A 25,925-nucleotide genomic window follows, 5' to 3' on the forward strand; every position below is an offset into this window, starting at 1 on the left:
CCCCGCAAAGGCGGGGGCATTCAATCTTCACTACGCTATCTGTTTGCTGAGTGCAGGGTTGGCCTGAATCAGGCGCATCAGCCTTAGCTCGGTTGGGGTGGGTTTCTCACGTTTTGACTCCCACTCCTGCACCATAGCCACGCTGACACCCATCGCTCTGGCGAATTCTTCGGTTTTCAATCCTGTCCCTTTGCGCAATTGCTCATATTCTGTAAAGGGATTGGATTTTTGTTGCAGGGTAATCGTCTGCGGTACATCTTTAAAAATGATCTGTTCCAGGCTGCTCAGCAGCTCAAACTCAGGATCTTTATATTCCATTGAGGACTCCTCTTAAATCTCACATCGTGATCAAGAACATCAGAGAGCCAGTTAAGAATAGTCCCTAATACGAACCCAGGATCGTCACGGGTGTGATTAATCGTGCGGTAACGATCGCTTTATCCGATTCAGCAATATGGACAGTTATGCTAATTCCCTGATTAGTCATATGTCGGCTTCGTCAGGTATTTTTTTGTAAATGGTAAGAAATAAATCGGCAATAGCCGTTTTGCATGAAAAGAGTATCTTGCAAGGCTGACCTGGACTATCCTTGTCAGCGTCGGGCACGCGTGTGCCGGTGTGCGCTTTTTTGGGTGAAAGGAGTAATAAAATGGCGACAGGAAAGTCCTGCTCTCGCTGGTTTGCGCCTATTGCGGCGTTGTTGATGGTTGTTAGCCTGAGTGGGTGTTTTGATAAAGAAGGCGATCAGCGCAAAGCGTTTATCGATTTTCTACAGAATACAGTGATGCGCAGCGGCGAGCGGTTGCCGACGCTGACTGCGGATCAGAAAAAACAGTTTGGCCCCTTCGTGTCCGATTACGCCATTCTTTATGGTTATTCACAGCAGGTGAGCCAGGCGATGGATTCCGGAATTCGTCCCGTGGTGGATAGCGTGAACGCCATCCGCGTTCCGCAGGATTATATGACGCAGCGCGAACCGCTTCGCCAGTCCAACGGTGCGCTTGGCGTGCTGAGCCAGCAATTGCAGAATGCGAAAATGCAGGCTGACGCGTCTCGTTCTGCGCTGAAGCAGGGCGACGATCTCAAACCGGTCTTCGATAAAGTGTATGAGAAAGTGGTGACCAAGCCTTCTGAAGCGCTGCAACCGCTGATTCCGGCCGCGCAAATCTTCACGCAGCAGCTGGTTCAGGTGGGTGACTTTATCGCCCAGCAGGAGGCTCAGGTGAGCTTTGTTGCCAACGGCATTCAGTTCCCGACCTCGCAGCAGGCAAGCCAGTACAATACGCTGATTGGGCCGCTGGCCTCCCAGCATCAGGCCTTTAGCCAGGCCTGGAGTGCCGCCGTCACGGCCACAGAATAAACCGAAAAAACCCCGCTCCTGGCGGGGTTTTTTTATGCTTATCGAAAATAACGCTTGTCATTCTTCTACCACATCGGTATAACTATCCCCGTCGGTTTGTTACACAGACCTAAAGCAGTTTAGTAAAGCAGTCCAGATTGTTATCCATAGATACCCTTCGTTGTGACCCTTCCTTCATCGCTTAAAAATCTGTAACGCAATCCATCAAGCCGGAAGGCTCAATATATTTGTTAATAAGGTAATTTCTATGTCTGCTAAAATGACTGGTCTGGTAAAATGGTTCAACGCTGATAAAGGTTTCGGCTTCATCACTCCTGACGATGGCTCAAAAGACGTGTTCGTACACTTCTCTGCTATCCAGAACGATGGCTACAAATCTCTGGATGAAGGTCAGAAAGTTTCCTTCACCATCGAAAGCGGCGCTAAAGGCCCAGCAGCTGGTAACGTTGTAAGCCTGTAAGCTTCCAACCCAGTAGCACAAAATTCAAAAACCCGCCTTCTGGCGGGTTTTTTCGTTTCTATCGTTGCACCTGCGGGTTCACGCAGTTTATCTCCACCTTTCCGCTAAGGGCGGCGATGAGATTATCGACCGCAGTGGCCGCCATGCTGTAGCGCGTCTCATGGGTGGCTGAGCCGATGTGCGGCAGGGCAACCACGTTAGGCAGCGAAAGCAGCGGGGAATCCACCGGCAGCGGCTCCTGCTCAAAGACGTCCAGACCTGCTGCATGGATCTCACCGTTCTGCAGGGCCTCAATCAGCGCCTTCTCATCCACTACCGGGCCGCGACCCGCGTTGATGAAAATGGCTGACTGCTTCATTTTCTTAAACGCCTCTTTGCCAATCAGATGACGCGTTTCGTCCGTCAGCGGCAGAACCAGGCAGACAAAATCAGCTTCCTGCAGCAGGGTATCCAGCTCGCAGTAGCGGGCGTTGAAGCGTTCTTCGGCTTCACCGTGATGGCGACGCGCGTTATACAGAATCGGCATGTTAAAACCAAAATGCGCGCGCTGCGCCAGCGCCAGCCCGATACGCCCCATGCCAACAATGCCCAGCGTTTTGCCGTGAACGTCCACGCCGAACCAGTCCGGACCAATGCTTTTTGTCCACTCGCCCGCTTTCACGCGCCCGGCGACTTCCACCACGCGACGGGCCGTGGTGAGTACCAGCGCCATCAGCGTGTCGGCCACGGTTTCCGTCAGGGCATGTGGCGTATGCATCAGCAGGATCTTGCGGGCATTTAGGGCATCCACATCGAAGTTGTCGTAACCCACGGAAACGGTAGAGGTGGCACGAAGCTTCGGCATTTTCTCCAGCAGGGCGACATCCACTTTCTCGCTTGAACCCAGCAGGCCTTCGGCGCTGGCGAACGCATCGGCGTGCTGTGCCACGGTTTCCGGGCTCAGATTTTTCACCTGCGTGACGGTGAAGTGTTCTTCAAGACGTTTCTGCAGATCTTCCGGCAGTGCTTTATACAAAATGACGGACGGCTTCATGCTAATCTCCGTTGATTTTTAAGGATTCAGGCGTGGCGAGCGCCGACAGGGTGTTGTTGATTATTAGCAGGCTTAACAATCAGAGTAAGCCACACGGAGGCGAAAAGCGCCACCCCCATAAAGATGTACGATGCGGACGGACTGCCGGTGGCACCGTTCAGGTAGCCGACGAACCAGGAGCCGCAGAACGAACCCAGCGCACCCATACTGTTAATCAGCGCCATCGCGCCACCCGCCACGTTACGCGGCAGCATTTCCGGGATGATGGCAAAGAACGGACCGTACGGGGCGTACATGGCTGCACCGGCAATGACCAGCAGGGCGTAAGAGGCCCAGAAGTGATTCGCGCCGACGGCCCAGGAGCCAATGAACGCAAAGGCAGCGATCAGCAGCAGCGGCCAGACAAACAGCTTACGGTTTTGCAGCTTATCCGATGCCCATGATGCAACGATCATGGCGATGGTCGCGGCCAGATACGGTACGGAAGAGAGCCAGCCCACTTCTACCATGCCGAGGTTTTCGCCGCCGCTGCGGATAATCGACGGCAGCCACAGCACAAAGCCGTACACGCCGATGCTCCAGGTAAAGTACTGCGCGCAGAGCAGGATCACGTTGCGCGAGCGGAAGGCTTCACCGTAGTTGCGAACCGCCTTCAGGCCTTGCTGTTCTTTATCCAGCTGTGCCTGCAGCGCCGCTTTTTCATCTTCGGAAAGCCATTTCGCCTGGGCAGGTTTATCCTTCACCAGCACCCACCAGCAGAATGCCCAGATCACTGCCGGGACCCCTTCGATGATAAACATTTCGCGCCAGCCGAAGGACTGGATCAGGTAGCCAGACACCACCGACATCCACAGCACCGTCACCGGGTTACCGAGGATCAGGAAAGTATTCGCGCGGGAGCGTTCAGATTTGGTAAACCAGTTGCTGATGTAGATCAGCATCGCCGGCATGACCGCCGCCTCAACGACGCCGAGGATAAAGCGAATGGCGGCCAGGGCAGGAATATTGTTCACCACGCCGGTCAGTGACGCGCAGGCGCCCCACAGGATCAGGCACACGAAGATCAGCTTACGCACGCTGCGGCGTTCCGCATAAATCGCGCCGGGGATCTGGAAGAAGAAGTAGCCGAGGAAGAAAAGGGCACCCAGCAGGGAGGAGATACCTTTGGTGATGCCAAGGTCCTCTGTGATCCCCGCCGCGGACGCGAAGCTGAAGTTGGCACGGTCAAGGTACGCCAGGCTGTACGTGATAAACACGATTGGCATGATGTACCACCAGCGTTTTACTGCATTGGTCGAACTGTTCATAGGCTTGCCTCTGTTGTTGAGGTTGTTACCGCCGTTGTCTGTAGGGTACACGGTGGCTTAATTATTTGGTGCGGCTTGCTGCCCTCACCCTGACCCTCTCCCACGGGGAGAGGGAATTTAAACGCCGAGCTCTGCTCGCGTTGGTAATCCTTCGCTGTCGCCCTGCACCTGAATGGCCAGCGAGCCAATCTTGTTGCCCCGCGCGACGGCCTGCGGCAGCGTTTTGCCTTCCAGCAGGGCGCTAATCACGCCCACGGCAAAACCGTCGCCCGCGCCGACGGTGTCGACAACGTTCTCAACCTTCACCGCCGCGACCGCGCCCTGTTCGCCGTTGGCCGTCTTAAACCATGCGCCATCGGCACCGGTCTTCAGCACTACCGCTTTTACCCCTTTATTCAGGTAGAAATCGGCAATGCCTTCCGGGGTATTTTCACCCGTCAGGATCATCCCTTCTTTCAGGCCCGGCAGAACCCAGTCCGCTCTGAATGCCAGACGGTTGAGCTTCTCGACCATTTCCGCTTCGCTTTTCCACAGCACCGGGCGCAGGTTCGGATCGAAAGAGATCGTTTTTCCCTGGGCTTTGAGAGTGGCTGCCGCATGTTCCAGCAGCTCATACGAGCTGGCAGACAGTGCCGCCGCCACGCCGCTCAGGTGCAGGTGGCGCGCGGAGGCGAAATAGTCGGCGTGGAAATCCGCTACAGAGAGGTGGCTTGCGGCCGATCCCTTACGGAAATACTCCACGATGGGATCGGTTCCATTTTCGACCTTAGATTTAAGCTGAAAGCCGGTAGGGAAGCGTCCATCAAGGGTGACGCCTGCGGCATCAATACCCTCTTTTTTCAGCGAGTCGAGGACGAAATGGCCAAAGCTGTCGTCCCCCACGCGGCTGACCCAGCCGACGTTCAGGCCGAGACGCGCCAGTCCGGTCGCGACGTTCAGCTCTGCGCCTGCCACGCGTTTGATAAAGTGCTCTACCGCGCTCAGTTCGCCCGTTTCAGTGGCGACAAACATCGCCATGGCTTCGCCGATCGTGATGACATCCAGCGTCTTGTGCATGATTTACTCCTCGCGCAGCAGGTTGACGTAATGGCGGGTAACGGCGGTTAAATCCGTCCCTTCCAGCGGGAATTCGATACCGCGCGGGGCATCGGCAGGCAGCTGGCCGAGCAGATCCAGCCAGCGCGCATCGGCGTGGTCCGGTGCCACGGCGCGGAAGTTATCTTTATGCGGCACGGCGGCTTTAACGTGGATATAGCTCACCGCAGGGGCCAGATGACGTGCGGCCTCTTCAGGCGAATCGCCAACCCACAGCCAGTTGCCCATGTCGAAGGTCAGCGTGACGGGGAGCGCCATTTCCCGGCAGGCGGCCTGGAAGCGCTGCATGGGCGCGAGCTGACCGCAGTCGGTCTGATCGTTCTCCACGACCAGCGCCATGCCGCTTGCGTTCAGCAGGCTACGCAGGGCGTCGAGAGGCTGCGCGTCGCGGAAATGGCCCAGGGAAACCTTCAGCCACAGGGCGTTCAGGGTGCTGGCCTCAGAGAGATAGCGGGTCAGGTCCGGGTTGAGGGTGCCGTCGGGCATAAACAGGGCGGCGGGGGCGGAGTAGCACGCCAGCAGGCCGAGCAGCTCAATGGATTCTCCCAGCGCAGGCAGCGCCAGAAGCTCTTCACTGCTGAACAGTTCCCGGCGGATCTCTACGCCATCTGCCCCTGCGCCTGCAATAACGGGAAGCATCGCCCGTTGACCGCCTGCCTGTCGCACCTGTTCTGCACCGTACGCGGCGGTGACCACCATAATTTTCCTGCCCATCTTCGGACTCCATCGCAACATATCAATACTATTACGCTAGATGGAACCGGTTCCAAAGAAAAGGTCAGGATGTCGAATTTATGATCGGTATCACAAGGGAAAATTAACGCGCGGTGGAGCCGCGAACGATCAGCTCGCCGGAGAAGACCTGCTCGCGAACGGCATCGCTGGTGCCTTCAATGCGTCGAACCACTTGTTCAACAGCAGCATAGCCAATCTGCCAGGTGGGCTGTTTGAGGGTCGTAATGCCGACGCCCGCCAGCTCTGCCCACTCCAGTTCATCAAACCCCAGCAGACCGATATCGCTGCCCCAGTGCAGGCCAATGCGCTTGAGCGAGCGGGCGACCTGAAGCGTCAGCGCTCCGTTGGCGGAGATAACGGCTTTGCGCATCCCGCGATGGCGCGTGTGGAACTGACGCAGGGTGTTGTCGAGCTGGTCGGCTTCGTGAAGCGGCGTTTCGGCATTTTCGGCGATCACGCCGGGATATCGCTCCAGCGTGGCGCGAAATGCGCCCAAGCGCTCGCGACGGGTATTGACCATCCCTAACGGTTCACTCAGAAACAGAATGGCCTCGAAGCCCTGTTCGATCAGGTGCTCGGTGGCGGTCGTGGCGGCCTGGGTGTTATCCAGCCCGACCACATCGCAGGCAAATTCCGGAATTTTACGGTCGATGAGGACCATGGGCAGGGAGGACTGCTGCAGGCGGTTTAAACCCTCTTCCCGCATGCCCACCGCGTTAACCACAATTCCTTCGACCTGGTAGCTGCGCAGCAGATCGAGGTAGTGCAGCTCCTGGTCGACTTCGTTGTTGGTATTACAGACCAGCGGCGTGAAACCCTTCTCGCGACAGGCGGCTTCAATACCGCTAAGCACGTTAACGGAATAGGGGTTGGTGATATCGGCGATGATAAGCCCGATAAGGCGGGTGCGACCGCGTTTAAGCCCGCGCGCCATGAGGCTTGGACGGTAGTCGAGATCGGCAATGGCTTGTTCAATACGCGCCAGCAATGCGTCGGACAACAGGTGTTTCTCGCCGTTGAGATAGCGCGAAATGCTGGTTTTACCGGTTTTGGCGGCTTTCGCCACGTCGCTGATGGTGGCCCGGGCTGGTTTGCTCATCGCTGATTTCCCTGAATTTAGTGAGAATACCTTAGCGGGAAAATCTGGCGAATCAAGTAATTTGCCCGGTGTCGCTGCGCTTACCGGAGGTTGCGGTCTGGTGTCCTCACCCCAACCCTCTCCCACGGGGAGAGGGGGAAATGCGATTACTGAATTGGACTTAACGTAATCTCAACGCGGCGGTTCTGCGCTTTGCCTTCCGCCGTGCTGTTGCTGGCGATAGGGTTGGCTGGGCCCATGCCGCTGGTGCGGATGCGGTTCGCTTCAACGCCCTGGGTAATCAGCGAGCTGGCCACGGCGTCGGCGCGCTGCTGGGACAGACGCATGTTCAGATCCTGGCTGCCGGTGCTGTCGGTGTAGCCCATGACGTTCACGGCGGTCTTGTTGTACTCTTTCAGCACCATCGCCACGCCGGTCAGGGTGTTCGCGCCCGCGGGTTTCAGCGTCGCGCTGCTGCTGTCGAAGGTCACGTTGTTCGGCATGTTCAGAATGATGTTATCGCCGCTGCGCGTTACGCTCACGCCGGTTCCCTTCATTTTGTCGCGCAGCTTCGCTTCCTGCACGTCCATGTAATAGCCCACGCCGCCGCCCAGTGCCGCGCCCGCCGCTGCGCCAATCAGCGCGCCTTTGCCGCGATCTTTCTTAGAGGAGGAGAGCGCCCCAACGCCTGCGCCGACCAGCGAGCCGATACCCGCGCCAATGCCGGATTTACCCGCTTCGCGCTCACCGGTGTAAGGGTTGGTTGTGCAGCCAGAAACAGCCAGTGCACCGCTCACCAGAGCGGCAATAACGAGTACGCGTTTTTTCATCTTCTTTCCTTAATCCTTTTTATTCTTTGCCACGGCGAGCGTGGCAGTTGATTATGACGTCCAGATACGGAGAAAATTCCGGGTATAACTCTGAAATTTGTGACAAACCATAAACTGCCTCAGCAAGAAGGCCGTAAAACCTGCACGCAACCAGGAGCGCACGCTTGAGCACCTCAACGAAAACCATTCTGACCGCCGCCCACTGGGGGCCGATGCTGGTCGAAACCGATGGCGAAAATGTTCTGTCGTCCCGCGGGGCACTGCCAACACAACATCCCAACTCGTTACAGACCGTCGTTCGCGATCAGGTGCATAGCAAAACGCGCGTGCGCTGGCCGATGGTGCGTAAAGGTTTTCTGGCCTCGCCGGACAAGCCTCAGGGTATTCGCGGTCAGGATGAGTTTGTTCGCGTGAGCTGGGATGACGCGCTGGCACTGATCCACGCCCAGCACAGGCGCATTCGCGACAGCTACGGTCCGTCGTCCATTTTCGCCGGATCCTACGGCTGGCGTTCTAACGGCGTGCTGCATAAGGCTTCGACGCTGCTGCAGCGCTATATGAGCCTGGCGGGAGGCTATACCGGTCATCTGGGGGATTACTCCACCGGCGCGGCGCAGGCGATCATGCCGTACGTCGTGGGCGGGAACGAAGTGTACCAGCAGCAGACCAGCTGGCCGCTGGTGCTGGCGCATACCGACGTGGTGGTGCTCTGGAGCGCTAACCCTCTAAATACGCTGAAGATTGCCTGGAATGCCAGCGACGAGCAGGGCATTGGGTATTTCGACGCGCTGCGCAAAAGCGGCAAGCGCATCATCTGCATTGACCCAATGCGTTCTGAAACCATGGATTTCTTCGGCGACAGCGCCGAGTGGATTGCCCCGCATATGGGCACCGACGTGGCGATGATGCTGGGTATCGCCCATACGCTGGTCGAAAACGGCTGGCACGACGTCGAATTCCTGACGCGCTGTACCACCGGCTTCGATAAATTCGCCGACTACCTGACGGGCCACTCCGATGGGGTAGCGAAAACGGCAGAGTGGGCGGCAGATATTTGCGGCGTTCCAGCGCAGAAAATCCGCGAACTGGCGGCGTTATTCCATAAAAACACCACAATGTTAATGTCCGGCTGGGGAATGCAGCGTCAGCAGTTTGGCGAGCAAAAACACTGGATGCTGGTGACGCTTGCCGCAATGCTTGGGCAGATCGGCACGCCGGGCGGGGGTTTTGGTCTCTCCTATCACTTTGCGAACGGCGGTAACCCCACGCGTAAAGCGGCGGTGCTGGCGTCTCTGCAAGGCTCGGTGCAGGGCGGCGTGGATGCCGTGGATAAAATCCCGGTGGCGCGGATAGTTGAAGCCCTGGAAAACCCCGGCGGTTTTTATCAGCACAACGGTCTGGACCGCCACTTCCCGGATATTAAATTTGTCTGGTGGGCGGGCGGGTCGAACTTCACGCACCATCAGGATACCAATCGCCTGATCCGCGCCTGGCAAAAGCCGGAGCTGGTGGTGATCTCAGAGTGCTTCTGGACCGGCTCGGCTAAGCATGCAGATATTGTGCTGCCAGCGACCACCTCGTTTGAGCGTAACGATCTCACCATGACCGGCGACTACAGCAACCAGCATATGGTCCCGATGAAGCGCGTTGTCGCCCCGCGCGATGAGGCGCGTGATGATTTTGACGTGTTTGCTGAACTGAGCGAGCTGTGGGAAGCGGGCGGTCGCGAGCGGTTTACCGAAGGGAAAAGCGATCTGCAATGGCTGGAGACCTTCTACCAGATTGCCGGGCAGCGCGGCGCGGCGCAGGGCGTGACGCTTCCGCCCTTTGCTGAGTTCTGGGAGGCGAACCAGATCGTCGAGATGCCGGAGAGCGAACAGAACGCGAAGTTTGTCCGTTTTGCCGATTTCCGCCGCGACCCGGAGAACCACCCGCTGAAAACCGAGAGCGGAAAGATCGTGATCCACAGCGAGCGCATCGCCAGCTTTGGCTATGCCGACTGCCCGCCACACCCTATGTGGCTTGAGCCGGACGAGTGGCACGGCAACGCCCAGCCGGAACAGCTGCAGATATTGTCAGCGCATCCCGCGCACCGTCTGCACAGCCAGCTTAACTATACGTCCCTGCGCGAGCAGTATGCGGTCGCCGGGCGAGAGCCGATCACCCTGAATCCCCTCGATGCGAAAGCCCGCGGGATCGCGGACGGCGACGTGGTGCGCGTCTGGAACTCGCGCGGGCAGGTGCTGGCAGGGGCGGTGGTGAGCGACGGGATTAAACCGGGCGTGATCTGCATTCATCAGGGCGCATGGCCCGACCTTGAGCCCGCCCAAGGCGGTATCTGTAAAAACGGGGCGGTTAACGTGCTGACCAAAGATCTCCCCAGCTCGAAGCTGGGGAACGGTTGCGCAGGGAATACGGCCCTGGCCTGGGTCGAGAAATATCAGGGACCCGCGCTTACCTTAACGGCGTTTGATCCGCCTGCCAGCTCATGATCCACGTCGGGTGCTGAGTGTCATCCTGCCAGGCGCTGTCTTCAATGCGAAAGCCCTGAGCATGGTAGAAATTCACCGCCCGGACATTTTTCTGGTACACCTCCAGCGTTAAGTGCGGGAAGCGCTGTTGAACATGGTTCAGCAGCGCGCGCCCGATGCCTTTCCCGATGCATGACGGTGCGACAAACAGCGCGCCGACAAACTGAGACTGCATCACGCTGATAAATCCGCAAGGTTCACCGTCCTGTTCCCAGACCCAGGTTTCCGCCGACGGCAGGTAAACGTCCCGCACCATGGCCTCGTTCTCTTTCCAGTAACCCGGCTCGATAAACGGATGCGCTTCCGTGGTGCTTTCAAGCCACAGGCTCAGAAGCGCCGCGGTATTCTCACTTTGCCATTTGCGGATCATGATGGCCTCCCGGATGACAGAAGCAGCCGGTAACGTGGTCATTGACCAGGCCACAGGCCTGCATAAAGGCGTAGCAGATGGTGGAGCCGACAAACTTAAAGCCGCGTTTTTTCAGGGCCTTCGAGAGCGCATCCGAGGCCGGGGTAGAGGCCGGAATTTCCGCGAGCGTGGCGGCCTGGGTGACCTGCGGATCGTTGTCCACAAAAGTCCAGACAAAATCTGAGAACGATTCGCCGTTTTGTTCCATCGCCAGGTAAGCGCGCGCGTTGCCGATGATGGCCTGGATTTTACCGCGATGGCGGATGATGCCGGCATCCTGCACCAGGCGTTCCACGTCCTCGTCGGTCATGGCGGCGACGGCGACAGGATCGAACTGGTGGAAGGCGTTGCGGTAATTTTCGCGTTTCTTCAGTACCGTAATCCACGACAATCCCGCCTGCTGGCCTTCCAGGCAGATCATCTCAAAGAGTTTTTTGCCATCCGTTTCCGGCACGCCCCATTCCCGATCGTGATAGTCGATATAAAGCTGATCCTGGCTTACCCAACCGCAACGTTCCATCCGTCATCTCCCTTATTGATACTGATTTCGCAAATTTTCTTTCTGACTGGCTTGACGTGTTTACTATAAAGACAATAGTTAATACAGGGCTATAAGCTCTTCCTGAATAACGACAAATATCGCCGAATTCGGCTCTCTCTGGGGTCGCGTTGATGATGATAAAAAAAATCAGTGGTCGCCATGCTGCTTCTGGCCTGGTGGGGATTTCAGCCTGCCTGTTTTTTTGTAATACAGCGTCTGCCTGGCAACAGGAATATATCGTTTCAGACGCCCAAAATAATACGGCGGAACGCTATACATGGGACGCGGATCACCAACCGCGTTATGAGGATATTCTGGCTGAGCGTATTCAGTCTTCGCAAAACGCGCCAGGTCTTGCCCTGAATATACCGTCTGGCAGCACGACGGAGGGGGCGATGAGCGTGGGCTGGAATTTTCCGGTTTCAGCGCATATCACTACCGGCCCGGTAGTGGCGTGGCGGTACGACGGCACGGCTCCCATGATGATCAACGAGTTTGGTGATAGCGCGTCGACGCAGGCACTCACCGACCCGCTGTGGCATGCGAGCGTTAGCACGCTTGGGTGGCGCGTGAATACCCAGTACGGCGATCTCCGTCCCTGGGCGCAGATCAGCTATAACCAACAGTTTGGTGAAAACCAGTGGAAATCGCAGTTTGGCATGCCGCAAACGCCAGCCCCTGCCCAAAACGGTAGCTGGATGGACGTCACCGTGGGAACGGATATTCCATTCAATACGCACGTAGCGGCCTATGCGTCGCTGGCTCAGGGGGAGCACACCACCACCGGTGAGGAGTTTTTATACACCCTCGGCGTCAGCGCGAATTTCTAGGGTTGTTACTTTTTTAAACGTTACGATAACATCTCGAATACAATAACCATGGGCTTTACAGCGATAGCAGATACTAACACTCCGTCGCTTTATTCCCGGGCCAGGCCATTCATTCCTCATTCCAGGCATTTCATTCCGTTTCGCCTGCATTTCATGCCGTTTTCCCCCATGCGTATTAAGGTTTTGTTTATCGTTGTCCTTAGCGAACTTCCTTAATTTCTCTTGCAGGACAACTGCCATGAACACATCAACTCATAACCGCACGCGCTGGCTCACGCTCTTTGGCACCATCGTCACCCAGTTTGCGCTGGGGTCGGTCTATACCTGGAGCCTGTTTAACAGTGCGCTTTCCGACAAACTCGGCGCACCGGTCAGCCAGGTTGCGTTCTCCTTTGGTCTGCTGAGCCTGGGGCTGGCGATTTCGTCTTCCGTCGCGGGCAAGCTGCAGGAGCGTTTTGGCGTGAAGCGTGTGACCATGGCGTCCGGCATTCTGCTGGGTCTGGGCTTTTTCCTGACGGCGCATTCCAGCAACCTGATGATGCTGTGGCTGAGCGCTGGCGTGCTGGTGGGGCTGGCGGACGGTGCAGGTTACCTGCTGACCCTGTCGAACTGCGTGAAGTGGTTCCCGGAGCGTAAAGGCTTAATCTCCGCGTTCGCCATCGGCTCCTATGGCCTGGGCAGCCTCGGGTTCAAATTTATCGACTCCCACCTGCTGGCGTCCGTAGGCCTCGAAAAAACCTTTATGATCTGGGGCGCAATCGTGCTGGTGATGATTCTGTTCGGCGCCACGCTGATGACCGATGCGCCGCAGCAGGAGGTCAAATCCGTTAACGGCGTGGTGGAGAACGACTTCACCCTCGCGCAGTCCATGCGTAAACCGCAGTACTGGATGCTGGCGGTGATGTTCCTGACGGCCTGCATGAGCGGTCTGTATGTGATCGGCGTGGCGAAGGACATCGCGCAGGGGATGGTGAAGCTGGATGTGGCCACGGCGGCCAATGCGGTGACTGTGATCTCCATTGCTAACCTCTCCGGTCGCCTGGTGCTCGGTATTCTGTCTGACAAAATTGCCCGCATCCGCGTGATTACGATTGGGCAGGTGGTTTCGCTGGTCGGCATGGCGGCGCTGCTGTTCGCGCCGCTGAATGAAGCCACCTTCTTTGCGGCGATTGCCTGCGTGGCCTTTAACTTCGGCGGCACCATTACCGTCTTCCCGTCGCTGGTGAGCGAGTTCTTTGGCCTGAACAATCTGGCGAAAAATTATGGCGTGATCTATCTGGGCTTCGGGATCGGCAGTATCTGCGGCTCGCTGATTGCTTCCCTGTTCGGCGGGTTCTACGTGACCTTCTGCGTCATCTTCGCCTTGCTGATTATTTCCCTGGCGCTGTCGACTACTATTCGCCAGCCGCAGCGCGAAGTATTCAAAGAAGCGCATGCATAACGTATGATATGCCAGACAAAAAGCGCCCACCGGGCGCTTTTTTTTTGATTTAGCACAAATACATAATTAATTGTCACCCGAGAAACGTTAAATAAAGAAGGTGATTCATTTGACTGATTAATGGATTCCAGAAACCAATATATAAATTATATTGGTTTATTCCTAATAAAAGAGCGGTTTATACGGACTCTCTTATATCTTTATGAATTTACTTAGTTTTAATTTTTGCTAAAAATCAGCTTTACTTATTCTAATTTTAAAATCCAAATTCCCGTCTATATACTCCATTTCCTCACAGAATGCAGGTTATTCCTAAGGATGCGTTCTGTCATCTACCGTCATAAATGGAGTTTTTAATGAAAAAGGTTATTTTTGCACTGTCTGCTCTCGCTGTAGTTTCCACTTCTGCTTTCGCGGCTGAATCTGGTGACGGCACCGTTAAATTCACCGGTGAAATCGTTGACGCGCCATGCGTAATTTCTACTGACACTCAGAACCAGGAAGTTCGTTTGGGTCAGGTTAAGAAATCTGTCTTCAAAGCGGTTGGCGACAAGTCTGTTTCCACTCCTTTCCAGATCAAACTGGAAGACTGCGACATCACCTCTAAAACCAAAGTTAACGTGAGCTTTGCTGGCGTTGCAGATGCAGACGACGCGAAACTGGTTTCTGTTAGCACTGAAGCGGGTGCAGCAAGTGGCGTGGGCATTGGTATCTACGACAACGCTAACAAACTGGTTGATATGAACACCGGTAAATCCACCACTACGCTGGCTGCTGGCCAGACCGTGCTGTACTACACCGCTAACTACGTTGCGACCAAAGCCGCTGTAACCACCGGTTACGGTAACGCAGAAGTCGACTTCAACCTGTCCTACGAATAATCGACTTTTCGTCAGTAGAAGACAATCACAATGGCAACGGAAACCCCGTTGCCATTTTTTCCAGCGGAGTCTCAGGGAGAGAAGCATGAACCGCTCACGTTTGATATCTTGCGCAGCACTGGCGCTGGCGCTGATTTCACAAAACAGTTTTGCAGGCGGCGTGGCATTAAGCAGCACGCGTGTTATTTATGACGGCAGCAGAAAGGAAGCTTCTCTGACGGTCAATAACAAAAGCACCACGGATGAATTCCTTATTCAGTCATGGATTGATGATGTCAACGGTAATAAAAAGACGCCGTTTATCATCACCCCACCTTTATTTAAATTAAGCCCGACGAAAAATAACGTCTTACGTATTGTGAATACGTCCAATGCGTTACCGCAGGATCGTGAGTCCGTGTACTGGGTTAACGTGAAAGCCATTCCTGCCAAAAGTGAAAATGCAGAAGGTAAAAACGTGCTGCAAATTGCCGTGCGTACCCGCTTAAAACTGTTTTATCGCCCGGCGGGCCTGAAAGGCAACAGCATGGACGGCTGGAGCAAACTGAAGTTTACCAGCGCAGGGGCAAACCAGATCAAAGTGGAAAACCCATCTGCCTTTAACCTCACTTTTAATAAATTTTATGCCAACGGCCGTGATATTGAAAAAGCGGGAATGGTTCCAGCAAAAGGTTCGTTGAATATTGAACTGCCAGCCGGCACCGGCAAGGTAAGCGAAGTCAAATACAACATTATTAATGACTTCGGTACGGCTGGCGACATGCTGACACAGCGCGTTAATTAATACGTTTTGAAGGTTTATTACTATGCCATGGACGCATCTTCCTCTGGTCAATAAGACCCCGCGTTTCCCACTGTCCGCGCTTGCGCTGATGGTTGCGGGCACGCTCCCCGCGTATGCGGGAACATTTAACCCGCGCTTTCTGGAAGATGTGCCGGGTATTGACCAGCACGTTGACCTTTCAATGTATGAATCCAGTAAAGCCGAACAGCTGCCGGGTAAATACCGCGTGTCGGTGGTGGTCAACGATAAAAAAATGGAGTCTCGCACCCTGGAGTTTAAGGCCGCGACAGAGGCTCAGCGCGCAAAAATGGGTGAAAGCCTGGTGCCGTGCTTAAGCCGCGTACAGCTTGAGGACATGGGCGTGCGTATTGAAAGCTTCCCGGCGCTGAAAATGGCACCACCGGAAGCGTGCGTGGCCTTTGACGATATTATTCCTCAGGCCGCCAGCCATTTCAATTTTGCAGACCAGACGCTGATCATGAGCTTCCCGCAGGCCGCGATGAAGCAGACGGCTCGCGGTACGGTACCGGAATCCCAGTGGGATGAAGGGGTAAATGCCCTGCTGCTGGACTATAACTTCTCCGGGAGCAACGCCAGCTATGACGCGCACGACGGTGACACCAGCTACAACAGCGACAGCTACTATCTGAACCTGCGCAGCGGTATGAACCTGGGCGCGTGGCGCTTACGTAACTACAGCACCTGGACGCGAAACGACGGCAAAAACCAATGGGATAATATCGGCACATCCTTAAGCCGCGCCATTGTGCCGCTGAAATCACAGCTGACGCTGGGGGATACCTCAACGTCCGGTGATATTTTTGACAGCATTCAGATGCGCGGTGCGCAATTAAGCTCCGACGAAGAGATGCTGCCAGACAGCCAGCGCGGGTTTGCGCCGGTCATCCGCGGTATTGCTAAAAGTAACGCCGAAGTGACCGTTGAGCAGAACAACTACGTTATCTACCGTACGTTTGTTCAGCCGGGTGCGTTTGAAATTAATGACCTGTACCCCACCTCAAACAGCGGTGACCTGACGGTCACCATTAAAGAGGCCGATGGCAGCGAGCAGAAGTTCGTACAGCCGTTCTCCGCGGTGGCGATCCTCCAGCGTGAAGGCCACCTTAAGTACAGCCTCTCCGCAGGGGAATACCGTGCCGGGAACTATAGCAGCGCCGAGCCAAAGTTCTGGCAATTGGATGCCATGTACGGTCTGCCGTACGGCTTTACCGTTTACGGTGGGTCGATCTTCTCGGACGACTATTACTCGCTGGCGGGCGGTTTAGGTAAAAACTTCGGCTACATCGGTGCCGTCTCCATCGACGTGACGCAGGCGAAAAGTAGCCTGGCCAACGATGAAAGCTCAGAAGGTCAGTCTTACCGCTTCCTCTACTCCAAGAGCTTTAACAGCGGTACCGATTTCCGCCTGCTGGGTTACAAGTATTCGACCAGCGGCTATTACACCTTCCAGGAAGCAACTGATGTACGCAGCGATGCGGACAGCTCGTATAGCCAGTACCACAAGCGTAGCCAGATTCAGGGTAACGTGACGCAGCAGCTGGGCACTTTTGGCTCGGTCTATTTTAACGTCACGCAGCAGGACTACTGGAACGATCAAGGTAAACAGCGCTCGCTGAACGCCGGTTATAACGGCCGTATTGGGCGGGTGAACTACAGTATTGCCTACACCTGGACGAAAAGCCCGGAGTGGGATGAAAGCGATCGCCTGCTGTCATTCTCCCTGTCGATTCCATTGGGACGCGTGTGGAGTAACTATCGCCTCACGACCGATCAGCATGGCCGCACCAACCAGCAAGTGGGCGTCAGCGGTTCCGCGCTGGAAGACCGCAACCTGAACTATAGCGTGCAGGAAGGCTACGGCAGCAACGGCGTGGGTAACAGCGGCAGCGTGAACCTGGATTACCAGGGCGGCGTGGGGAGCGGTAGCCTGGGTTACAACTACAACCGCGACGGTCAGCAGGTGAACTACGGTCTGCGCGGCGGCGTGATTGCCCACAGTGAAGGCATTACGCTTTCTCAGCCGCTGGGCGAATCCATGGCGATTATCTCCGCGCCGGGCGCGCGCGGTGCGCACGTGATCAACAACGGCGGTGTGGAAGTGGACTGGATGGGCAACGCGGTCGTGCCTTACCTCACTCCGTACCGCGAGACGGAAGTTTCGCTGCGAAGCGACAGCCTCAACAGCAAGGTTGACCTGGATACCGCCTCCGTCAACGTGGTGCCGACGCGCGGCGCGATTGTTCGGGCCCGCTTTGATACCCGCGTGGGCTATCGCGTGCTGATGAACCTGACGCAGGCCGACGGCAAAGCGGTACCGTTTGGTGCTACCGCCACGCTTCTGGACAGCAAAAAAGAGTCCAGCAGCATCATCGGGGAAGACGGACAGCTCTATATCAGCGGAATGCCAGAGAAAGGCGCGCTGCAGGTGAATTGGGGTAAAGGCCAGGCACAGCAATGCCGCGTGGCGTTTACGCTCCCGCAACAACAGGATAATGCCGGCGTAGTGATGGCGAATGCCGTCTGCCGGTAACAGGGAAGGATACGATGATGTTGAAAAAATTAATGATGTTTGCTGGCCTGCTGGGCGGGTCAGTGCTGTTTTCCGGGCAGGCGCTGGCGGCGGCGGACTGGGGGCCATGTACCCCGAATGGGGGTACGCACGGCTTTTCTGCCGTGCTGGATAAAACAATTACCGATACGTCTGAGAATGCTTCAGGCGTAGTTTTCCCTGATTTTTGGTCGTGGGATCTGGGGGGAAAGTATAAAGCTACCTGTGAATGCCCGGCCGGGAATGCTCTAGCGGAGGGCTTGTTTATGGCCAGCTCGCCTCTGCCCTTTGGCCACAGCGAGGGCGCTCGTGATTACTATGTGATCAACGATAATATCCAGATTTCTGCTGATGTTTGGATTGAAGGTAATAGGCTTGATTACTTTAGCGTTCCTTTTTCCAACGAAACTAACCTAAACCCCTCCAGAGGGGGTTGTGATGTGGATGGGACTGATCCAAATTGGGCAACCGGAAGTAAGGGAAAGCTCTCCCTATACATACATCACCCCTTCGTTGGTGAGCTGGTTATCCCAGAGACAAAGATTGTGGATGTGTTTGGGACCCGAAAAGCGGGGGTTTATGGCGCAACCCCGTTGTCATCGGTATTTTTCAGCGGCCACATTATCGTCCCTCAGGGCTGCGAGCTTTCCAGCGGCAGTACGCTGGAAATACCGTTTGGTGAGTTTAAAGCCAGCGATTTCAAAGATCGTAAAGGGCAAATTCCTAAGAACGCCAGAACATTCACCCAGGAACTGCAGTTTAAATGCACCAATATCTCCGACGGTGTGAAGATCTTTATGCATATAGAGGGGCTGCCAAACGCCAATGATACGAACGCGATTGATATGGGTAACCCCGATATCGGTGCGGTGATTAAAGGTGACAATGGTAAAGTATTGGTTCCAAATGACATTAATGCGAATCAGGAACTGAAAGTGTCTAATTTGGTTGATGAAACGCACCGTACCGCCTCAACGACCATTTCGGCCTACCCGATAAGCACAACGGGCAAATTGCCTAAGGCTGGGGAATTCGAAGGGATTGCCACCATGCGTATTGATGTGGAGTAAGCGGATGAAAACCATTTATACGTTTATGCCCGCTTTTATGCTGTTTACAGCTTCAGTCATGGCAGCTCCAGTAAATATTGGTTCGGGAGGCGATATCCACTTCACAATTACCATAAAGGCGGCTACCTGTGAGCTGGAAAACGACAATATTGATGTGAATATGGATACCGTGGTGCTGACACGCCCGGTGAGAGTGGGTAAAGAGCTGAACCAGAAAAGCTTCAGCATTGGCTTAAAAGATTGTGCGTATGCCACGAAGGCTTACGTCACGATGGACGGTGCGGCAGACGCCACCAACCCATCGCTCTTTGCCCTGGATAGCGGTGGAGCGACCGGCGTGGCATTGAAAATCAAAAGTTCTGGCGGGGTGCAGCAGTTCCCCTCCAGTACGGACAGCACGCCCGTGGAGCACACCGTCTGGTTTGATGGTACAAACAAGCTGAACTATATCGCCAGCTATGTTCCTGTTAAATCTGATGCCACCGTAGGTACGGCGAATGCGACGGTGAATTTTAGCGTCATATACGAGTAAGCCTAAAGGGCCAGTTCGCTGGCCCTTTCTCCTTTTTACGGAGTCGCATCCGTGGCCTTTTTTCTTCTTGATCTGATTTTTTGTAAAAATCTTCATCGATCACACTCTCTGCTGCCACTTTTTTTTACCGCTGTGGTCTACTTATCGCGGTTGTAGACGTTTCTGATAACGGTTTCTCCCGCACCTACTTACTCTGTCTGCTTTCTCCATGAGATTCGACGGGTCTTTATACCCCTTCCCCCAGGGTTGTTTGCATGAAATATATTAGGTCTCTTACCCAGCAACGTTTGTGTCTGATGCTGGCTGTCTATATCGGTTTGTTTCTGAATGGCGCGGTGCTGTTCAGAAGAGTGGAAGGCTATTTTGAACACCTCACCGTAAGCAATGGGATTTTCGCCGCGATTGAAGTGTTTGGCTCTGTTCTGGCCACTTTCTTCCTGTTACGTCTGCTCTCTCTCTTTGGCCGCCGGACCTGGCAAATTTTGGCCTCGCTGGTGGTGATTATTTCCGCCGCCGCAAGCTATTACATGACATTTATGAACGTGGTTATTGGGTACGGTATCGTTGCCTCGGTAATGACCACGGATATCGATCTCTCGAAAGAGGTGGTAGGGAAAGGCTTTATCGTCTGGACGATTTTAACCTGCCTGATCCCGCTGTTCTTTATCTGGAGCAATACCTGCCGCTATACGCTGTTACGCCAGCTGCGAACGCGCGGGCAGCGGATCCGCAATATCGTCGTTGTCCTGCTGGCCGGTCTGCTGGTATGGGCGCCTATCCGCCTGATGGAAACGCAGCAAAAACGCGTCGAGAAAGCGACGGGCGTGGATATGCCAAGCTATGGCGGCGTGGTGGCAAACTCCTATTTGCCGTCTAACTGGCTGTCAGCGTTAGGTCTGTATGCCTGGGCACAGGCGGATGAATCCAGTGATGTGAAGTCTCTGATCAATCCACTGAAAAAATTCACCTACCAGCCGCCAGCCGACGGGATTGATGATACGTACGTCGTCTTTGTCATTGGTGAAACGACGCGCTGGGATCATATGGGCATTCTCGGCTATGACCGGGACACCACGCCAAAGCTGGCGCAGGAAAAGAACCTGGTGGCCTACCGTGGCTACTCCTGCGATACCGCAACCAAGCTCTCGCTGCGCTGCATGTTTGTGCGTGAAGGCGGTGCAAGCGATAACCCGCAACGTACGCTGAAAGAGCAGAACGTGTTTGCCGTGCTGAAGCAGCTTGGGTTTAGCTCTGACCTGTTCGCCATGCAAAGTGAGATGTGGTTCTACACCAACACGCTGGCGGATAACATCGCCTACCGCGAACAGATTGGTGCCGAGCCGCGTAACCGCGGTAAAAACGTCGACGACATGCTGCTGCTGGAAGAGATGTCGGAGTCCCTCAAGAACCATCCACAGGGCAAGCATCTGGTTATTCTGCATACCAAAGGATCGCATTACAGCTATTACCAGCGCTACACGCGTGATTTCGCGAAGTGGCAGCCTGAGTGCGTGGGCATTAATAAAGACTGCAGCAAGCAGGAGCTGATCAACGCCTACGATAACTCGGTGCTGTATGTGGATACCTTCCTGAGCCGGGTGATTGACCAGCTGCGAGATAAGAAAGCGATTGTGATTTATGCGGCAGACCACGGTGAATCCATCAACGAGAAAGAGCATCTGCACGGTACGCCGCGCAAGCTGGCACCGCCGGAGCAGTTCCGCGTGCCGATGATCATGTGGATGTCGGATAAGTACCTTGAAAATCCGGAGAAGGCGAAGATGTTTGCTCAGCTGAAGAAAGAGGCGGAGATGAAGGTGCCGCGTCGTCACGTTGAGCTGTACGACACCATTATGGGCTGTCTCGGCTATACCTCACCGAATGGTGGGATTAACGAAAACAACAACTGGTGTAAACTCCCTGATAACACCGCAAAAGCCGCGCAGTAGCTGCTCTGGCGAGAATATCGCCAGTTGAATGGCTTTTTGAAAATAAGGGATTGACGGGGGCGCACCTCAGCAGTAAGATGCGCTCCGCATTCGGCGAGTAGCGCAGCTTGGTAGCGCAACTGGTTTGGGACCAGTGGGTCGGAGGTTCGAATCCTCTCTCGCCGACCACATTCTGAAAAGGGCTAACCGCAAGGTTAGCCCTTTTTGCATTATGACCTTATCCCGTCAGAGTATCCAAAACGCCCCTTAGGCCTGCTTCTCCCTGCCTGTTAACGATTTTGTGACATAATCCATTGTATTTTTTTATATATAGATTGATCTTTTTTCGCGTTGCTTATGGATAACCTCAGCATTTTTCGCTGTGCGTTTTAACGTTCGCGGTATTTAGTGCTCAGATAATCACCGTTCTGCAAGAAAATTTACCCATTCTGAATAAAAGTTAATCACTGATTGTTGCGAAATATGAAGAGAGTTGTGCTGCAAGAGGGCGAGTAGCATAAATTTCCCTGCTGAAAACTGGCACACATAGTTTTTTTAATCTTTGTTTGCGGTTTCTCACACTCAGCGTAAATCCCCGTCACCTGTATTGACGTTTTCACATTCTATTGACAGATTGTAGGGCATGAGGGGCATTTCAGGGACGATCTGCGCTGCAACTCAAACGCTCTTCTGAAAGGATTCTCCATCCCTTTAAAGCCTTCGGGCATCACCGACCGGACCGGGTAAAAAATAAATAAAGGTCTGGCGGCGTAACACAACAAAGCAAAACATCACATTGGAGCAGAATAATGAGTATTTCCTTGAAGAAGTCAGGGATGCTGAAGCTTGGTCTGAGCCTGGTGGCTATGACCGTGGCAGCAAGCGTACAGGCAAAAACCCTGGTTTACTGTTCTGAAGGCTCGCCGGAAGGCTTTAACCCACAGCTCTTTACCTCTGGTACGACTTACGACGCAAGCTCTGTACCGATCTATAACCGTCTGGTTGAATTCAAAACCGGTACCACGGAAGTGATTCCGGGTCTGGCCGAGAAGTGGGACGTCAGCGAAGACGGCAAAACCTATACCTTCCACCTGCGCCAGGGCGTGAAGTGGCAGGACAGCAAAGAATTCAAACCAACGCGCGACTTTAACGCCGACGACGTTGTGTTCTCCTTCGACCGTCAGAAAAACGCTCAGAACCCGTACCACAAAGTGTCTGGCGGCAGCTATGAATACTTCGAAGGGATGGGTCTGCCTGACCTGATTGCTGAAGTGAAAAAAGTGGACGATAAAACGGTTCAGTTCGTGCTGACTCGCCCGGAAGCGCCATTCCTGGCTGACCTGGCCATGGACTTCGCCTCAATTCTGTCCAAAGAGTACGCGGACAACATGCTGAAAGCCGGTACGCCGGAAAAAGTTGACCTGAACCCAATCGGTACCGGTCCATTCCAGCTGCTGCAGTACCAGAAAGACTCCCGCATCCTGTACAAAGCCTTCGAAGGCTTCTGGGGCACCAAGCCGAAGATCGACCGTCTGGTCTTCTCCATCACGCCTGATGCGTCAGTGCGTTATGCAAAACTGCAGAAAAACGAATGCCAGGTGATGCCGTACCCGAACCCGGCTGATATCGCCCGCATGAAGCAGGACAAGAACATCAACCTGCTGGAGCAGGCTGGCCTGAACGTGGGCTATCTCTCCTTCAACACCGAGAAGAAACCGTTTGATGACGTGAAGGTGCGTCAGGCGTTGACCTATGCGGTGAACAAAGAAGCGATCATCAAGGCCGTTTACCAGGGCGCTGGCGTTGCTGCCAAAAACCTGATCCCACCAACCATGTGGGGCTATAACGACGACGTTAAAGACTACAGCTACGATCCTGAGAAAGCGAAAGCGCTGCTGAAAGAAGCGGGCCAGGACAAAGGCTTCACCGTTGAGCTGTGGGCGATGCCTGTTCAGCGTCCATACAACCCGAACGCACGCCGTATGGCGGAAATGGTTCAGGCTGACTGGGCTAAGGTTGGCGTTCAGGCCAAGATTGTGACCTACGAGTGGGGCGAGTACCTGAAGCGCGCCAAAGCGGGTGAGCACCAGGCGGTAATGATGGGCTGGACCGGTGACAACGGGGATCCGGACAACTTCTTCGCTACCCTGTTCAGCTGCGCGGCGGCGAAAGACGGTTCTAACTACTCTCGCTGGTGCTACAAGCCGTTTGAAGACCTGATCCAGCCGGCGCGTGCGACCGACGATCACAACAAACGTATTGAACTGTACAAGCAGGCTCAGGTTGTTATGCACGATCAGGCTCCAGCGCTGATTGTTGCTCACTCCACCGTGTACGAGCCAGTGCGTAAAGAAGTGAAGGGCTACGTGGTTGATCCACTGGGCAAACACCACTTCGAAAACGTATCTGTTGAATAATAAGTAGGGTGTTCTCCCTCTCCCTCCGGGAGAGGGCAGGGGTGAGTGGCGTGCATGCATCCCCTCACCCTAACCCTCTCCCAGAGGGAGAGGGAATTTACATTTGTGAGCAATACAGACGTCACGCCACTGGTCGTGCGTCATCAGAGAGAATCCGGGTTATGTTGCAGTTCATCCTCCGACGTCTGGGACTTGTTATCCCCACGTTTATCGGTATCACCCTTCTCACTTTTGCCTTCGTCCATATGATCCCCGGCGACCCGGTAATGATTATGGCGGGCGAGCGTGGTATTTCCCCTGAGCGCCATGCACAGCTGCTGGCGGAACTCGGTCTCGATAAGCCGATGTGGCAGCAGTACCTCCACTATATCTGGGGCGTGTTGCACGGTGATTTAGGGATTTCGCTGAAAAGTCGTCTTCCGGTGTGGGACGAGTTCGTGCCGCGTTTTAAAGCGACACTGGAGCTTGGCGTCTGCGCCATGATTTTCGCCACCGCGGTGGGTATTCCCGTCGGGGTACTGGCTGCCGTCAAGCGTGGCTCTATTTTTGACCATACCGCCGTTGGCCTGGCGCTGACCGGCTACTCCATGCCTATCTTCTGGTGGGGCATGATGCTGATCATGCTGGTCTCCGTGCAATGGAACCTAACCCCGGTCTCAGGGCGCGTCAGCGATATGGTCTTCCTGGATGATAGCAACCCGCTCACCGGCTTTATGCTGATTGATACGGCTATCTGGGGCGAAGAGGGTAACTTCATTGATGCCGTGGCGCACATGATCCTGCCTGCCATGGTGCTGGGCACCATTCCTCTGGCGGTGATCGTGCGTATGACCCGTTCATCGATGCTGGAAGTGCTGGGTGAAGATTATATCCGCACCGCACGCGCCAAGGGCCTGACGCGTATGCGCGTCATCATCGTTCACGCGCTGCGTAATGCCATGCTGCCGGTGGTGACCGTTATCGGTCTCCAGGTGGGGACGTTGCTGGCGGGGGCGATCCTGACCGAAACCATCTTCTCCTGGCCGGGCCTTGGACGCTGGCTGATTGATGCGCTGCAACGCCGTGACTATCCGGTTGTGCAGGGCGGTGTACTGCTGGTCGCGACGATGATTATCCTCGTCAACCTGCTGGTCGATTTGCTGTACGGCGTGGTGAACCCGCGTATTCGTCATAAGAAGTAAGGGACCATCATGTCACAAGTCACTCAAAATAAAGTGGTCGCTGCACCGGTTCCGATGACGCCGCTGCAGGAATTCTGGCACTACTTCAAGCGCAATAAAGGCGCGGTGGTAGGGCTGGTGTATGTCGTAATCATGATCCTGATTGCGGTGTTTGCGAACTTCCTCGCACCGTATAACCCGGCGGACCAGTTCCGCGATGCGCTGCTCGCGCCGCCTGCGTGGCAGGACGGCGGTAGCCTGACGCACCTGCTGGGTACCGATGACGTGGGCCGCGACGTGCTGTCGCGTCTGATGTACGGCGCGCGCCTGTCGCTGCTGGTCGGCTGTCTCGTTGTTGTGCTGTCGCTGATCATGGGCGTCGTCCTCGGCCTGGTTGCCGGTTACTTCGGCGGCATCGTTGATAACATCATCATGCGTGTCGTCGATATTATGTTGGCGCTGCCAAGCCTGCTGCTGGCGCTGGTGCTGGTGGCGATCTTCGGCCCGTCGATTGGTAACGCCGCGCTGGCGTTGACCTTCGTGGCGCTCCCTCACTACGTGCGTTTAACCCGTGCGGCGGTGCTGGTGGAAGTGAACCGCGATTACGTCACCGCGTCTCGCGTGGCGGGTGCCGGTGCGATGCGCCAGATGTTCGTTAATATCTTCCCTAACTGCCTTGCGCCGCTGATTGTTCAGGCGTCGCTCGGTTTCTCTAACGCCATTCTTGATATGGCCGCTCTTGGCTTCCTGGGCATGGGTGCGCAGCCGCCAACACCGGAGTGGGGCACCATGCTCTCCGACGTGTTGCAGTTCGCACAAAGCGCCTGGTGGGTTGTCACCTTCCCGGGTCTGGCAATCCTGCTGACGGTGCTGGCATTTAACCTGATGGGTGATGGCCTGCGTGATGCGCTTGATCCCAAACTGAAGCAGTAAG

At 55.2% G+C, this 25,925-nt stretch carries 23 protein-coding genes and 1 tRNA gene; 15 read left to right on the forward strand and 9 right to left on the reverse strand.

The annotated features are described in order from the left end of the window. Positions 1-30: 30 nt before the first annotated feature. Positions 31-318, reverse strand: coding sequence for an HTH-type transcriptional regulator (locus tag AC2TE5_RS00945; protein WP_008502755.1), 288 nt, complete (start codon positions 316-318; stop codon positions 31-33). Positions 319-649: 331 nt separating this feature from the next. Between AC2TE5_RS00945 and AC2TE5_RS00950 the strand changes: the two genes are divergently transcribed. Both AC2TE5_RS00950 and cspE read left to right on the forward strand, forming a co-directional pair. Beyond that, on the forward strand, positions 650-1,360 hold the full coding sequence (locus AC2TE5_RS00950; protein ID WP_023334083.1) for a DUF3053 domain-containing protein: 711 nt from the start codon (positions 650-652) through the stop codon (positions 1,358-1,360). A gap of 247 nt (positions 1,361-1,607) precedes the next feature. Further along, complete coding sequence (gene cspE / locus AC2TE5_RS00955) at positions 1,608-1,820, forward strand: transcription antiterminator/RNA stability regulator CspE (protein WP_003860775.1); 213 nt, start codon at positions 1,608-1,610, stop codon at positions 1,818-1,820. 58 nt (positions 1,821-1,878) lie between these two features. On the opposite strand, the gene ghrB is transcribed toward cspE, so the two are convergent. The 6 genes from ghrB to AC2TE5_RS00985 all read right to left on the reverse strand — a co-directional run bounded on the left by ghrB (position 1,879) and on the right by AC2TE5_RS00985 (position 7,898). After that, positions 1,879-2,853 carry a glyoxylate/hydroxypyruvate reductase GhrB gene (gene ghrB, locus AC2TE5_RS00960; protein WP_484612509.1) on the reverse strand — a complete coding sequence of 325 codons (975 nt, stop codon included), beginning with the start codon at positions 2,851-2,853 and terminating at the stop codon, positions 1,879-1,881. Positions 2,854-2,879: 26 nt separating this feature from the next. Beyond that, positions 2,880-4,160: an MFS transporter gene (locus AC2TE5_RS00965; RefSeq protein ID WP_023334085.1), complete on the reverse strand. Its 1,281-nt coding sequence runs from the start codon at positions 4,158-4,160 to the stop codon at positions 2,880-2,882. Positions 4,161-4,277: 117 nt separating this feature from the next. Then, positions 4,278-5,216: a sugar kinase gene (locus AC2TE5_RS00970; protein WP_484612510.1), complete on the reverse strand. Its 939-nt coding sequence runs from the start codon at positions 5,214-5,216 to the stop codon at positions 4,278-4,280. Between the two features lie 3 nt (positions 5,217-5,219). Further along, positions 5,220-5,969: a sugar phosphate isomerase/epimerase family protein gene (locus AC2TE5_RS00975; RefSeq protein WP_038417725.1), complete on the reverse strand. Its 750-nt coding sequence runs from the start codon at positions 5,967-5,969 to the stop codon at positions 5,220-5,222. Between the two features lie 103 nt (positions 5,970-6,072). Next, a complete protein-coding gene (locus tag AC2TE5_RS00980) occupies positions 6,073-7,089 on the reverse strand; it encodes a LacI family DNA-binding transcriptional regulator (RefSeq protein WP_194401703.1) in 1,017 nt (338 codons plus the stop codon). A gap of 146 nt (positions 7,090-7,235) precedes the next feature. Beyond that, on the reverse strand, positions 7,236-7,898 hold the full coding sequence (locus AC2TE5_RS00985; protein WP_024909080.1) for an OmpA family lipoprotein: 663 nt from the start codon (positions 7,896-7,898) through the stop codon (positions 7,236-7,238). 212 nt (positions 7,899-8,110) lie between these two features. On the opposite strand from AC2TE5_RS00985, the gene AC2TE5_RS00990 reads away from it, so the two are divergent. Then, the gene (locus tag AC2TE5_RS00990; protein ID WP_484613380.1) at positions 8,111-10,390 is read left to right on the forward strand and encodes a molybdopterin guanine dinucleotide-containing S/N-oxide reductase; all 2,280 of its coding nucleotides are present in this window, start codon (positions 8,111-8,113) and stop codon (positions 10,388-10,390) included. On the opposite strand, the gene AC2TE5_RS00995 is transcribed toward AC2TE5_RS00990, so the two are convergent. Together AC2TE5_RS00995 and tag are read right to left on the reverse strand one after the other, a co-directional pair. Further along, positions 10,353-10,799 (reverse strand): N-acetyltransferase, encoded by a 447-nt coding sequence (locus AC2TE5_RS00995; protein WP_484612511.1) that lies wholly within the window; start codon positions 10,797-10,799, stop codon positions 10,353-10,355. The two genes, AC2TE5_RS00990 and AC2TE5_RS00995, sit on opposite strands and share 38 nt — an antisense overlap. Beyond that, complete coding sequence (tag, locus tag AC2TE5_RS01000) at positions 10,777-11,358, reverse strand: DNA-3-methyladenine glycosylase I (RefSeq protein ID WP_213330603.1); 582 nt, start codon at positions 11,356-11,358, stop codon at positions 10,777-10,779. The genes AC2TE5_RS00995 and tag overlap by 23 nt, the downstream gene beginning before the upstream one ends. 152 nt (positions 11,359-11,510) lie before the next feature. Between tag and AC2TE5_RS01005 the strand changes: the two genes are divergently transcribed. The 12 genes from AC2TE5_RS01005 to dppC all read left to right on the forward strand — a co-directional run bounded on the left by AC2TE5_RS01005 (position 11,511) and on the right by dppC (position 25,924). After that, positions 11,511-12,209 carry an autotransporter domain-containing protein gene (locus AC2TE5_RS01005; RefSeq protein WP_213330605.1) on the forward strand — a complete coding sequence of 233 codons (699 nt, stop codon included), beginning with the start codon at positions 11,511-11,513 and terminating at the stop codon, positions 12,207-12,209. A 238-nt stretch (positions 12,210-12,447) separates the two neighbouring features. Then, a complete protein-coding gene (locus AC2TE5_RS01010) occupies positions 12,448-13,650 on the forward strand; it encodes an L-lactate MFS transporter (RefSeq protein WP_484612512.1) in 1,203 nt (400 codons plus the stop codon). Positions 13,651-14,006: 356 nt separating this feature from the next. Continuing rightward, positions 14,007-14,531, forward strand: coding sequence for a long polar fimbrial major subunit LpfA (gene lpfA, locus AC2TE5_RS01015; RefSeq protein WP_484612513.1), 525 nt, complete (start codon positions 14,007-14,009; stop codon positions 14,529-14,531). Between the two features lie 85 nt (positions 14,532-14,616). After that, a complete protein-coding gene (lpfB, locus tag AC2TE5_RS01020; protein ID WP_484612514.1) occupies positions 14,617-15,315 on the forward strand; it encodes a long polar fimbrial biogenesis chaperone LpfB in 699 nt (232 codons plus the stop codon). Between the two features lie 22 nt (positions 15,316-15,337). Then, entirely contained in the window at positions 15,338-17,866 is a 2,529-nt protein-coding gene (gene lpfC / locus AC2TE5_RS01025) for an outer membrane usher protein LpfC (RefSeq protein ID WP_484612515.1), read from the forward strand. Positions 17,867-17,883: 17 nt separating this feature from the next. Beyond that, on the forward strand, positions 17,884-18,954 hold the full coding sequence (gene lpfD, locus AC2TE5_RS01030) for a long polar fimbrial protein LpfD (RefSeq protein WP_484613381.1): 1,071 nt from the start codon (positions 17,884-17,886) through the stop codon (positions 18,952-18,954). 4 nt (positions 18,955-18,958) lie between these two features. After that, complete coding sequence (lpfE, locus tag AC2TE5_RS01035; RefSeq protein ID WP_484612516.1) at positions 18,959-19,486, forward strand: long polar fimbrial protein LpfE; 528 nt, start codon at positions 18,959-18,961, stop codon at positions 19,484-19,486. A gap of 254 nt (positions 19,487-19,740) precedes the next feature. After that, positions 19,741-21,435, forward strand: a complete 1,695-nt coding sequence (eptB, locus tag AC2TE5_RS01040) for a kdo(2)-lipid A phosphoethanolamine 7''-transferase (RefSeq protein WP_213330618.1) — start codon at positions 19,741-19,743, stop codon at positions 21,433-21,435. Between the two features lie 91 nt (positions 21,436-21,526). Next, positions 21,527-21,603: transfer RNA gene (locus tag AC2TE5_RS01045), tRNA-Pro, on the forward strand. 620 nt (positions 21,604-22,223) lie between these two features. Then, a complete protein-coding gene (dppA, locus tag AC2TE5_RS01050) occupies positions 22,224-23,831 on the forward strand; it encodes a dipeptide ABC transporter periplasmic-binding protein DppA (protein WP_213330620.1) in 1,608 nt (535 codons plus the stop codon). 161 nt (positions 23,832-23,992) lie between these two features. Continuing rightward, on the forward strand, positions 23,993-25,012 hold the full coding sequence (dppB, locus tag AC2TE5_RS01055) for a dipeptide ABC transporter permease DppB (protein WP_213330622.1): 1,020 nt from the start codon (positions 23,993-23,995) through the stop codon (positions 25,010-25,012). Between the two features lie 9 nt (positions 25,013-25,021). Then, complete coding sequence (gene dppC, locus AC2TE5_RS01060; protein ID WP_213330624.1) at positions 25,022-25,924, forward strand: dipeptide ABC transporter permease DppC; 903 nt, start codon at positions 25,022-25,024, stop codon at positions 25,922-25,924. Position 25,925: the final 1 nt, after the last annotated feature.

The sequence above is a fragment of the Enterobacter sp. N5-15 genome (assembly GCF_057221635.1).